8 protein-coding genes are annotated in these 12,460 nt (G+C 50.6%); all 8 read left to right on the plus strand.

The annotated features are described in order from the left end of the window. Window positions 1-386 precede the first annotated feature (386 nt). The 8 genes from AC6I8B_RS08290 to AC6I8B_RS08325 all read left to right on the plus strand — a co-directional run bounded on the left by AC6I8B_RS08290 (window position 387) and on the right by AC6I8B_RS08325 (window position 12,158). Window positions 387-851, plus strand: coding sequence for a hypothetical protein (locus tag AC6I8B_RS08290; protein ID WP_157351918.1), 465 nt, complete (start codon window positions 387-389; stop codon window positions 849-851). 539 nt (window positions 852-1,390) lie between these two features. Then, complete coding sequence (locus tag AC6I8B_RS08295) at window positions 1,391-3,976, plus strand: type VI secretion system Vgr family protein (RefSeq protein ID WP_497817697.1); 2,586 nt, start codon at window positions 1,391-1,393, stop codon at window positions 3,974-3,976. A 1-nt stretch (window position 3,977) separates the two neighbouring features. Continuing rightward, window positions 3,978-4,757: an Ivy family c-type lysozyme inhibitor gene (locus AC6I8B_RS08300; protein WP_089414274.1), complete on the plus strand. Its 780-nt coding sequence runs from the start codon at window positions 3,978-3,980 to the stop codon at window positions 4,755-4,757. Between the two features lie 428 nt (window positions 4,758-5,185). Next, window positions 5,186-5,902, plus strand: a complete 717-nt coding sequence (locus AC6I8B_RS08305; protein WP_232526425.1) for a hypothetical protein — start codon at window positions 5,186-5,188, stop codon at window positions 5,900-5,902. 221 nt (window positions 5,903-6,123) lie between these two features. Next, the gene (locus tag AC6I8B_RS08310) at window positions 6,124-6,969 is read left to right on the plus strand and encodes a hypothetical protein (protein ID WP_157351925.1); all 846 of its coding nucleotides are present in this window, start codon (window positions 6,124-6,126) and stop codon (window positions 6,967-6,969) included. 17 nt (window positions 6,970-6,986) lie between these two features. Then, complete coding sequence (locus AC6I8B_RS08315; protein ID WP_010246011.1) at window positions 6,987-7,427, plus strand: DcrB-related protein; 441 nt, start codon at window positions 6,987-6,989, stop codon at window positions 7,425-7,427. A gap of 3 nt (window positions 7,428-7,430) precedes the next feature. Next, window positions 7,431-11,936 (plus strand): RHS repeat-associated core domain-containing protein, encoded by a 4,506-nt coding sequence (locus AC6I8B_RS08320; RefSeq protein ID WP_157351927.1) that lies wholly within the window; start codon window positions 7,431-7,433, stop codon window positions 11,934-11,936. 15 nt (window positions 11,937-11,951) lie between these two features. Next, a complete protein-coding gene (locus AC6I8B_RS08325) occupies window positions 11,952-12,158 on the plus strand; it encodes a hypothetical protein (RefSeq protein ID WP_061901529.1) in 207 nt (68 codons plus the stop codon). Window positions 12,159-12,460: the final 302 nt, after the last annotated feature.

Here is a 12,460-nt window from a genome sequence, read left to right on the forward strand (position 1 = left end):
CTTTAACTGGCTCGCTTCACTGGCTGTACGGATGAACCATGTTCCCGCGCATTACTTCACCGCAGCTGGCCTGCTGTTCGATACGCTTATGGGCACCGAAATGCTGGTTGTCCGTTTGTGCTCACCGTCGAACTGCTGTTCACCTACGCGCGTATCGACCATCACGCTTTGGTGGGCAAGCAGGTGACTTTTACGCTACCGACCCATGGCCTGATGAACGCGCTTAGTCTGCGCTAACTTAACGGCAAAATCACCCGCTGACGGTGCGCAGCCAGGAGCTAAGCGGCACACGATATGCGGTCTATTAACTGACGGCCGAGCCTGACCTGTGACCGTTGAAAAGTGACCGCTATCATTAGCGCTTCTAAAACGATTCTGGCTGGCAAATGATTTTTAAAAGAGATGACAATAGCGTGGAAATCATTGCATTTTTATTGTTTTTATTAGTGACGGAGTTTTTTATCTGGAGCAGTAAGATTTCCTATGGGAGAAAAACGCTGGCTGGTCTAGGTAAAGCTTTTGTCGGTGTTTTTATCGCCATTATCGCTATCGGGTTCGTGCTTAAAGGACTGGCAGCGATAATGCCAGGTTTTACCAGGGACGCCGCAGGGGATTTAATGGAGGCGTTAGGTTCGTCATTATTTTTTATATGGGGTATGAGGTTTATACTTGTTGGGTTGTGCAATATATTTGGCAATATTATGGATTTTCACAAGAAATATAATGCTGATAATTACAGGAGGTTTTCACCAGCTATCAATAAACTGGCGCCAGGGCTGTTCGTTTTTTCAAAGGTCATTCTTTCTCTTGGATCTATAGTGATTTATTATGGTATCTGGCTGGCTAATTAAATTAAGAAGGGAAACAGGCTGTAAATTTTGATACGGACTTTGGTTTGCCCCTTAAGCCGGGTTTCTCTAGAGAAACGATCGAACAGCGCTTCTGGACATGCCTCTATACTCCGGCCAGAAAAAAATGCTGCATTACTAAGTTGTGTTATCAAAAACCCCAAGCTAGCGGAACTGATACCGGTTGCCTTTCCAGATATCTGTTTAACCCATATCGGACACTACTTAACCACATATGACTCATCCTGTCCGGGAGTTTGGGCCGCGTATGAAGGTTGCCAGTGTGAGATAAATGCGTCTGACTGGCTGTTAAAAAAGCCTGCCATGACGGGCTTAAAGTCCCGCACCGCCACAGGAGCTAATACGGGACGGTGCGCTGTCTGTATAGCGGGTTGTAAAAGGTGGGTGAAAGCAGCAGCGCGACACGCATTACCTGTCGACCGCGGGGGGTGGCTGGAAGCCGCTGGTGCACATCGATACGCTGGATGACAGCGCCATGATGTACTGGTACCCATTCTCTAATATAAGCACGGAATCTGATTATGTTCTCACGCATTACCGCACAGCTGCCGGCGGACGGCCTGCTGTTCCATACGCTTAAGGGGACCGAGACGCTGTCCCGTCCGTTTGTGCTCACCGCTGAACTGCTGGCCACCGACGCGCGCATCGACCGCCACGCCCTGCTGGGGAAGCCGGTGACGTTTACGCTGCCGACCGACGGGCTGATGAACGCGCTGAGCCCGCGCTACCTTAACGGCAAAATCACCCGGGTGGCGGTGCGCAGCCAGGAGCTGAGCGGCACCCGCTACGCGATCTATGAGCTGACGGTCGAGCCTGATCTGTGGCCGATGAAGCGCGACCGCAACCTGCGCATCTTCCAGAGCCAGACGGTGCCGCAGATTGTGCAGACGCTGCTGAAGGAGTACGGGGTCAATGTGGAGACGCGCCTGGCGGGCAGCTACCGGGTGTGGGAGTACTGCGTGCAGTATCAGGAGAGCAGCCTGGACTTTATCAGCCGCCTGATGGAGCTGGAGGGGATTTACTACTTCTTCCGCCACGAGGCGGACAAACACACGCTGGTGCTGTGCGACGCGCCGGACCAGCATCAGGCGTTTCCGGGCTATGAGACCATTGCCTATCACGTCACCCCGTCGGGCGGCGTGGTCACTGAAGAGGGCATCAGCCAGTGGTCGCTGGCGGAAAGCGTGACGCCGGGCATCTACAGCACCGACGACTACGACTTCCGCAAGCCGAACGCCTGGATGCTGCAGGCGCGGCAGAATCCGGCGTCGCCGGTGCCGGGCTCGGTGGACGTTTACGACTGGCCGGGCCATTTTGTCGACCACAGCCACGGTGAGTCCTACGCGCGCATCCGTCAGGAAGTGTGGCAGGCCGAGCACCACAGCGTCAGCGGGTCGGGCACGGCCACCGGCATCGCGCCGGGCTTTACCTTCTCGATCATCAACGCGCCGCACTTCAGCGACAACGGCGAGTATCTGGTGACCTCGGCGACCTATGACTTTGCCGAGAACGCCTACGCCAGCGGCGACACCGGCGACAGCCGTCACAACATCCACTTCACGGTGCTGCCGTCGTCAGTGACCTACCGCACGCCGCCGGAAACGGCGTGGCCGAAAACGCACGGCCCGCAGACGGCGAAGGTGGTGGGACCCAAAGGCGAGTCGATCTGGACCGACCGCTACGGGCGGGTGAAGGTGAAGTTTCACTGGGACCGGCTGGCGAAGGGCGATGACACCAGCTCCTGCTGGGTGCGCGTCTCCAGCGCCTGGGCGGGCCAGGGATTTGGCGGGGTGCAGATCCCGCGTGTTAACGACGAAGTGGTGGTGGACTTCATCAACGGCGATCCGGATCGTCCGCTGATCATCGGCCGGGTTTACAACGAGGCAAGCATGCCGCCGTGGGCGCTGCCGGCAGCGGCGACGCAGATGGGGTTTTTGAGCCGGTCGAAGGATGGCACGGCGGACACCGCGAACGCGCTGAGGTTTGAGGATAAGTCGGGTGAGGAACATCTGTGGATTCAGGCGCAGAAGAACATGGATACGCATGTTAAAAACGACGCCAGCCATTCAGTCGCCAACAATCACAGCCATTATGCGGGCGGCAATGAGCTCTACCGTGTCGAAACCAACCGTGTCCACGGTGTAAAAGGGGGCGAAGAGCGGCTGACCGGTAAAGGCAAACTCGATGCGGTGGTCGATACCTATGTAGTGGGTTCGGGGACTAAACTTCGCCTTGAATGCGGAGAGAGTGCTATCGAACTGAATGCGAACGGCCAGATTAATATTGTGGGCAAGGGGTTCAATATTTTCGTGCAGGGCGATGGCCATATCACCACCTCTGGCGGCAAACTGAACCTGAACACGGATGGCGCCAAGCCGGGCACAAGCGCACCGGGATCCAGTCATAAACAAAACATCAGCCAGGCCTTAGAGAATCTGTTCCCGCCAAAACAGAAAGGACAGGCGGCTCCGGCTGCGCCAAAAGCTGCGGCGGCACCGGCGAAAGGGGCGGCTGCACCGTTAAAACAAACCGCTAATTCGGATGACGCTAAGAAACTTGATGACAGTGTTGTTCGATCAATTATGAAGTCAGAAGGAGCGGGTGGTGAACAGGGCGGTGTTCCGGAAATGTACGGTTTCAGAAAAGGATTTGGGCCTGCATATAAAGATATCGCAGCCGCCAGGAAGAAGTATGGTCAGGGGAGTGATGAAGAATTTGAGGTGGTGTCAAAATATATGAACCAGACAGCCCAAAAAGCCGGGGCGCTTAATTTTAGTGATCCAGGAAAACAAGCAGCCGTTATGTCATTAGCACACATGAGAGGAGTGGGAGGTGCTCAGGCTATACTCAATTCTATGAGTGGTGATGATATCGTCAAATCTTCACAACTCACTGAAAAATCTATTGACTATGTTGAAAAAATGGGTTCTTCTGAATTCCAAAATGACCTTGTCAGCGCCAGATTGAATTATGACAAGGCTATATATGGTTCAACCACTACGGTGAAAAATGGTGTTTCATATAACTGGTGGGATCATTATTCAACCGGTTTGACTAAGCGCTATACCAATGAAGCTGCTGAATTTTTGAAGTTTTCAGGTGAATGAAATGAATCTATTTATTAAGTTATTTTTTCTGGTTGTTTTTACAGGTGGCTCAATAGGTGTTGCAACAGCATCGGATACTCAGACGGCTTATTCTCAGTATAATAACCTGAATAGTGTTTCAGCTATTTTTAATGACCAGAAAGTAGTTTCCAGTTTAAAATCTGTTTTAGGCAGCGAGTACAGTGACTTTAGCCAGAATTTTGATGTATTTGGCGAGCCTCACAAAACAGCTAAGGGGGGTATATTTGTCGAGGGCTGGTTAAAAGATCTTTATCTTGAGCAGGCTTCAGCATTTGTTATACAGCCTGACGGTAAAGTGTATGCTGCATGGATGCTGCCTGAAGATAATAAAATACATTATGTAAGCAATGATCGTGCAAATAATAAAATGCAGGAAGATATTGCGAGTTGGGCAAAGCGTTTTGATAAAAAACAGTCAGTTACTCCTGCTAAAAACCAAAAAGAAATGCAAAGCAATGGCGAGAAAGTTTTCGAGACGGAAAAATTCAAAATCAGAATAACGTCGCTTTGCCCTGTGGGTTCGGAGTGTAATGACGTTAGTTATGAGGGTGTAAGGAAATCAGATGGGGCAGTTGTCAGATTAAAAGGCAAAGCCATGAAAAGTGATTGTGGTCAAGCATCCTGCCCGGTGTTGAGTTATAAATTCCGTAATCATGATGCAACCTATATTATCAATAATGTAATTAGTAATCTTACTGTTGTTGTTAATAATAAAATCGTACTATCTGAAGACGGAAAATGGAAGAGTGATTCCGAGTAATTAAATTTCTGTGTGATGGTGTGCTAATTTTACGCACTATCACACACGATTTTTGCACATCATATATAAATGGATTTTTAAAGTGGCAGATCTTAAATATAATTTATTTTTCGATTAGGTGTGCTGCTGTCTGTTATTTTTTTTATGCTCATTGTGTAATGGCGGATTATTTCACTACTGAACTAAATGCCTCTGACTTTCGTGTAATTATTAATCATCATTGTTTTGCTTTAGGTGAAGATTGTAGCAGTTAAACTCAGAAGCAGGCGGGCACGCAGATAAGTGAAAACTTTGACAATGACAATAACCTAATCTGTGAAAAGCGTGATGACAACTCGCTCAGTCAGGCGCTGTAACTCTAAATTTACCTAATCTTAACGGCTGGATTAATAGGGTTAATGATTTTCTGGATTTTAAAGGTTAATCAAATGAATAAAGTTGGATTTAGCTTGGCGGTTTTGTTGTCAATTTCTTCATTATCCTTGTTTGCTTCTGATAATTTTACTGGTCAGTGGAGTGGGCAAGAGAAAAATGATAATGGATCATTATATTCCACTCTAACATTAAAATTAAAACAGAATAATAATAACATAACGGGTATTTATTGTTATGTGACAAGGGGCGGAAACAAAATAGATTGCCCTGATGATAATGACAGCAATCTCAAAGGTACTGCAAACGGTAAAAATGCTTTGATTGAATTTGATTCTTCATTTGGCGGAGTGAAGGGTAAAGCAAATTTAGAACTTAAAGATAATAAAGTTTTATGGGAATTAATCAAAGACCCTGAGAATAGGGGGTTTTATGCGCCAAAAACTTATAATCTTGACAAAGATGTTAGTGAAGGGGATTTAAAATCAGATATGAAGGTTTTGTCTACATCTGATTTTACGATTACTTTATTGAATAGCTGTGGGGGTTTTTATACTGTGTGTGATAAGGTTAAATACATAGGCCTCAGAAATAAAGATGGAAAACAAATTACTCTTGAAGGTAAAACTACGCAGCCTGTAAACTCAAATAAAGCTGAAGGGATGCTTTTCAATAATAGCGGTGTAGATTATGTTGTGAGCTTTAATCCGCTTGAATTGAAGGTGGTACAGGGTAATAAAACGCTTGTTAAGCAAGGTGGCAAGTGGGAATGATAATTTTCATTATCACTCAAGTGAGATTTTTACTGTATTTCAAGTAATAAGAATGACATTATAATAATGTTATGGGTTTTATTAGGGTGGTGATATGTACTCTCCACCCCACATAATGTTGAAGTGTGAGTAATTTTTTAATTTAAAAGATTTTAATTACGTTGCTCTTAGTGATTAAATACCCTTCTTGTTTTCTATTGTCAACCCCCGATAAAAACACAATGATTGTAAATCGTTTTTTCACCAGCCTTATATTTGTGTCTGTTCTCATGGTTTTATCCTGCATTGCAAGGGCTGAATCCAGCACGGAATCGACCATTCCTGCCCTTAACGAGGGCGATTTTTCCGTTCTGCTAAACGACTATGCTTTCACTCCCGGAGACACATGGAGCAATGAAAGCTTCGTACGGGCTGGTAAGGCTCTGAGTTCAGTTCTGGCCGGAGAAGTGGCTATCAATAACCAGCAGTACAACTACTTCCAGCATAGCTATGACGGCTTTGAGTTGTTCAGCGCGGCGGCGGTGGGAGATGCCAGCCACACGGTTCTGGCTGAGATCCTACTGGAAAATGCCAATGTGCCGACGTCCCGAAATATAAAGGTAGGCGATAGCCTGGAACAGGTTCAGCAAGCCTATGGACCCGGAAAAGAAGATAACAGTGATAATCAGCATTGGCTTGTCTACCCGTCTGGCGGAAAACAGTTGATGTTTCAGATTGACCAGGGAAAGGTCAGTTGCATCATGTTGAAAACAGACATGGGGGCAGAGCAAAGCGAAATCAGCGCTGACCAGGCTATCAGCGCTGCAACCGAAGCAATTCATACCTGGCAACTGACCACCCTCGATGATAAATGCCTGCGATACGATCTTGACGACAGCAGTGATGAAAGTTTCTTTGTTATTACGGTTCGTGAAGATAATCACGACGCCAGTTGCGGTGGCGATCCTGATATTACGCATCGACTTTTCGACATTAAAGTTGCGCGTGATAATACACAGATACTCACTAATGCCGATAGCGTTGATGGCGAATACCATAACCTTATTCCACCCGCCACAAACAATTAATAAAACGGATACCCAATATGCATTACCAATTCAATGAGGGCGCCTTTGCGCTTTTTCCTGCTGCCTGGCAGGACACCACCATGAATATTCTCCGCGATGAAGCCAGTGGGCTGGCCTGGGTTGTGAGCCGTGGTGTTATTTCTGAGGGCAGTGATGCGGAAAAAGAGTTCCAGCGTCAGTGGGACACATTGCGGAGTCAGATGGGCCATATCCAGCAGACTGAATTTGTACGTTTGATGGCAGGTGTGGATAACACATTACACGCGGTAGAAGTTGAAACCGTATTTGACCGTAACGGGCAGGCAGTGTGGCAGAAACAGCTGGCTACACAGGTGCCTGACTCGAACATCTTAATGATTTTTACGCTCTCAGCCATGCGTCCATTCAATGAAGAGGATGGACAGCGCTGGAGTGCATTTAAACAAAGCCTGAGTCTGAACAATCCACGGAAAGCATAACCTATGGATAACCCTGCTGCCCGCGTGGGCGACGAGATCATTCACTCCAGCATTTTCGCTGATATCACGAGCATTGTTGCGGAAGGTGCGGCCTATGCCGTCATTGGTGCCGCAGTGGGTGCTGCTATCGTCTCGGCAGCGCCCCTGCTAGGCACAGGGGCGGCAGCGGCGAGTGTGGCAGCCGTGGGTAACAGTTGCCTGCTCAGCGGTATTCTGGGTGGTGTACTGGCCAATGCCGTTGGTCTGTCACAAGAGATCAGCAAAGCGGCCGATGGGCTGGGAAACATGATATTCCCGCCGTCACCTGCCGGAGTAATCGCCACTGGATCAGTGAATGTCTACGTTAATGGTCTTTTAGCCGCACGCGCGGCCGGGATGCTCACGCCCGGCGAGACACCGCCACCGGAACCACAATCGCCGCAGAGCTTCGCCGACTATGGCGGCATGTTGCTCTCTGCGGTCGGCCAGTTTGGCAGTGCAATGTGGCAGCCCACGGTAGCCTCCGCTGATGCGGGCACCTCTCCGCTGGAGCAGGACAAAGTGGCTTGTGAAAAACACAGTGCACCGCAATATCTGGCTCAGGGGTCGAAAAGCGTCTTTATCAATGGCCAGCCTGCGGTGCGCGCAAAGGATAAAACCACCTGTGACGCCACCGTGAGCGACGATGTTTCCCCCAATGTCATCATTGGTGGTCAAACCGTCACGGTCAGAGAGATCAAAAGCGGCAAGGTGCCAGGCCTGGCCGTGATGATGATCGGCCTTTCCCTCATCCGTGGTCGCCCCAGTCAGATCCTGAAAAACATGCCCTGCGCGCTGGCCGGTGCCGTGGGCGGTATGGCGGCGGACATGGCTATCAATGCGGCCTTCTCGTCGCTGTTTCCGGTTCATGCGGCGACCGGCGTCAAAGTCCTTAATGATGATGCCGAGCGTGATTTTTCCCTCCCCGGACGTTTCCCGCTCAGTTTTCAGCGCAGCTATAACAGTCTGACCCAGCGCGCTGGCCTGTTTGGTCAGGGCTGGGCCACGGTGTTTGACAGCTACCTGACGCTGGAAGGGAATCGGGCAACCTGGTTTGATGACAACGGGCGCGAACTGAGTTTTGACGTTCCCGGTGAAAAAGAGGTGCTCTACAGCATCAGCGAAGGGCTGATGGTGCGCCGCAACGAGTCTGGCGATATCGCCATTGCCGATGATGACGGTGCGGTATGGCGTCTTTACAGGCGCACGGCCGCTGATCCGCAGGTGCTGCGCCTGGCTTCACTGAGCGACGAGTACGGTAATGCGCTGGAGATGGGCTGGGATGAACAGGCCCGCCTGGTGCGTATCCATGACGCGCCGCTGGCGATTGACGTCACGCTGCACTACGACGACAAACAGCACGCGCGGCGTCCGACATCAGCCAGCCATTTTGATGGCGATCAGCACTGGCCTCTCACGCGCTGGACCTACAATGATCGGGGCCAGCTTACCAGCGTTACTGATGCCGCAGGCGTTGTCTCACGACGCTTCCGTTACAACGACGATGGATTGATGGTCTGGCACCAACTGCCGGGCGGGCTGGAGAGTGAATATCGCTGGCAGAAGCTGGATCACTGGCGCGTTATAGAAAACCGCACCAACAGCGGTGATGGCTGCCACATGCATTACGATCTTGAGGCGGGCATCACGCGCGTGTCGACCTATGACGGTCAGCAGCGCGAACACCACTGGAATGCCGCGGGCCTCATCACCTGTTTTATCGACGAGCGCGGCGAGAAGTGGCGCTACGAGTGGGATGAAAACGAACTCCTGACGCGTCGCATCGATCCGCTGGGCAACGCGGTGAGCTTCACCTATGACGATCTGGGCAACCGTGTTGAAGAGAAGGATGCTGACGGTGGTGTGCAGGCGGTGCAATGGCTGTCACACCGTTCGTTGCCCACGGTTGTTGCCGGAGCAGACGGTTCCACAACGAAATACTATTACGATCCCCATCACGGCCTTAAACGCGTTGTTGATGCGCTCGGGCAAAGCACGCTCTATCAGCGGGATGAGTTCGGACTGGTTGTCGAAGAGACTGACGCAGCAGGTAATAGCTACCGCCGTGAGTTTAATGATGCCGGCCAGGTTATCCGTGAAACCGACTGTTCAGGGCTGACCACGCGCTACCGTTATCATCCCCTGGGCTGGCTCAGCTGTGTCATCGCGCCGGATGGTGAAGAAACCCGTTATCACTATGATGCAGCAGGCCGTCCTCTTCAGCTGGAACGTGCAGAAGGATGGGAAGAGCGGTTGCACTGGAGTGAAAACGGACTGCCGCTGGCCTATGAGTCGGCTGATGGTAAGCGCAGTGAATTCCGTTACGACAATGTCGGGCGATTGATCGCCAACCGTAATGCGCAGGGTGAGACGGTACAGCGAAGCTGGGACAGCCGTGGCCGGTTGACGGCGCTGCAAAATGAGAACGGCGAGCAGTATCAGTTCGAGTGGGGCGCAGATTCTCTGTTGCTGGCCCAGGTCGGGCTGGATGGTGTTGCCACGCGATATGACTATGATGCGGCGGGCCGCACGGTATTACGCACCTTTGCCGCCGGGCATCCTCAGTCCATTACCCATAGCTATCACTGGAGCCGTGCGGGGCAACTGCTGGCGCGGACCACGCCGGAAGGCCAGACGCGCTATCACTACAGCGGTGGGGGACAACTGAGTAAAGTGTCGCAGCATCTGCCGCTGTCTGACACCGAGTGGAGCCAGCAGGCCGAGCAGGAGATTACCTTTAAGTATGATGCGCTGGGCCGCATTGTTGCTGAGCAGGGGGAGCAGGGCGAACTGGCGTGGGAGTATGACGCGCTGGGTAACTGTACTGCCCTGACGCTGCCGGATGGCCGCAACCTGAAGCAGCTTTATTACGGTAGCGGGCATCTGCTGAGCATTGCATTAGACAACCTGCCGGTTACGGAATTTACCCGTGACACGCTGCATCGGGAGCTGAGCCGGACGCAGGGCGGCCTGACCATGCGCAGTGAGTATGATCGCTTAGGCAGACTGCGCCGACGTGACGTGTTTAAGGGTGACTCACAGCGACCTGCACCGCGCGTCTGGTCCCGCCGGCGCGACTTCGATTACGGCAACAACCTGATTCGTGAAGAGCGCGACGATAATGCGTTCAGCCAGACATTATGGAACTACGATAACGCCGGCCGGCTGTTGTCACAGGACGGTGCGCAGCCGGGTAATGAACAGTGGCGCTGGGATGGCGCAGGCAACCCGCTGGATCGCCATAGTGCCGCCCATGTCATGCATAACCGTGTCACAGAACTGAACGGTATCCGCTGGCAGTACGATATTCATGGCCGTACCACTGAGAAAGATGACGGCCATACCCGCTGGCGTTATCGCTATGATGGGGAGCATCGCCTGACGGATGTGATCAGCGAGCCGCGGGACCGCAATAGGCCGCGCACTAAGGTGAGTTTCCGCTACGATCCGCTTGGGCGCCGCATCAGTAAAACCAGCCAGCAGCTGTTGCAGGGAAGACCGTCGGGGAACGCCGTCACGACGCGCTTTGTGTGGGAAGGCTACCGCCTGCTGCAGGAAATCCATGACGGGATCCCGCTGACCTACGTCTACAGCGACAGTCAGAGCTATGAGCCGCTGGCCCGTATTGATGGTGTTGAAAGCCCGGACATTTACTGGTTCCATAATGCGGCCAACGGAATGCCGGAGCTGCTGACTGACGGTGAAGGGCAAAAAGCCTGGGAAGGTATCAACAGCCCGTGGGGCAAGCTGCTGCGTGAATCCAGCCAGCGGATGCCGGTCGTTCAGCAGAACCTGCGTATGCAGGGCCAGTACCTGGACCGGGAAACCGGACTGCACTACAATCTGTTTCGTTATTATGACCCGGACAGCGGACGATTTATCCAGCAGGACCCGATAGGGCTGGCGGGCGGGATCAACCTTTACCAGTATGCGCCGAACGCGCTGGGTTGGGTGGATCCGTGGGGGCTGAGTTGTAAGAATGCGTGGAATGCATTCCAGAAAAACACTAAAGGTGTATTCTCAAGTAGAGGGTGGGCGGCAAAAGCTTATAAGGCAGTTCGCGGTAGGGATAAAGTTAACAATCCTTTCCCTAATCCTAAAACTTACCTTGAACCTGCTTATGTGGCTGAGCATTTATCAAAGTTCGAAGGGGGTGTGTCAAAAATCGCGTGGGGAGTAAATCCAAAGTATTCAGAGATTGGACCGCAAGGAGGGCATTTTGTTATGCCTAAATCAGTTGCAGATGATGTAATTAGTCGAGCTGGCGGTCATGTGCCTACAATTGAGAAATTGTTAGGATTGCCGAAAGGAGAATTGGGAAATGCGCCAGTGAGGATCGACATACCCAATCCAACAGGATTACGTATGCCATCTGGCAATGAGTTGGGTGCAAATGATTTTTGGGTGCCTGGTGGGTATACATCAGGAGGGATTCCGGAAGCAGCTATTGATCCTACACCACTCGCGAAGGCAATAATTAGTAAAATATAATTTAAGGGGGAAGTCATGGAAAAGCTTATATTTAGTGGTTATGGTATGTTTATCACTCATGAGGATGGGAGATACTATATAAATTATGATGCAGGTGGAATTGTCAATAAAGATGTTAAATATGAAATAAGTGAAGAAGAATCACATAAAGCACAACAAAGCGGGCAAGATGCATATGATGTTATGTTACTTACGCAAGTAAGAGAAAAAAATCGTAGGTAATGATCTTTTTGTTTTACATTTCATAACATCATTAATCCTAAAGGATTTTTGTCGGGTTAATAGAGCGCAGAGGAAATAATTATTTGACTCTGTAGAATTTGAAAATTTATCCATGTAAAAGGTTGGAAATAATTAGTTTGGGACACAGTCCCATGATTATGGAAAGGCAGCCAAAGCTAAGGAGCAATATTTTTTAAACCTTTACTTCGCAGATGAATAGAGCTGGTTTGGCATTGCCTCCAGAATGAAATGGTATGACTGCAATAAAAAATGGCAGATAGCTCCAAGTATAACAATAATCA

The sequence above is a fragment of the Pantoea sp. X-Soil-ISGK-285 genome, from assembly GCF_059730815.1.

Excerpts from the sequence above, each read along its gene's own strand:
- AC6I8B_RS08305 (WP_232526425.1), top strand. The coding sequence starts at position 5,186 with ATGAATAAAGTTGGATTTAGCTTGGCGGTTTTGTTGTCAATTTCTTCA.
- AC6I8B_RS08300 (WP_089414274.1), top strand. The coding sequence starts at position 3,978 with ATGAATCTATTTATTAAGTTATTTTTTCTGGTTGTTTTTACAGGTGGC.
- AC6I8B_RS08320 (WP_157351927.1), top strand. The coding sequence starts at position 7,431 with ATGGATAACCCTGCTGCCCGCGTGGGCGACGAGATCATTCACTCCAGC.
- AC6I8B_RS08315 (WP_010246011.1), top strand. The coding sequence starts at position 6,987 with ATGCATTACCAATTCAATGAGGGCGCCTTTGCGCTTTTTCCTGCTGCC.
- AC6I8B_RS08295 (WP_497817697.1), top strand. The coding sequence starts at position 1,391 with ATGTTCTCACGCATTACCGCACAGCTGCCGGCGGACGGCCTGCTGTTC.
- AC6I8B_RS08310 (WP_157351925.1), top strand. The coding sequence starts at position 6,124 with ATGATTGTAAATCGTTTTTTCACCAGCCTTATATTTGTGTCTGTTCTC.
- AC6I8B_RS08325 (WP_061901529.1), top strand. The coding sequence starts at position 11,952 with ATGGAAAAGCTTATATTTAGTGGTTATGGTATGTTTATCACTCATGAG.
- AC6I8B_RS08290 (WP_157351918.1), top strand. The coding sequence starts at position 387 with ATGATTTTTAAAAGAGATGACAATAGCGTGGAAATCATTGCATTTTTA.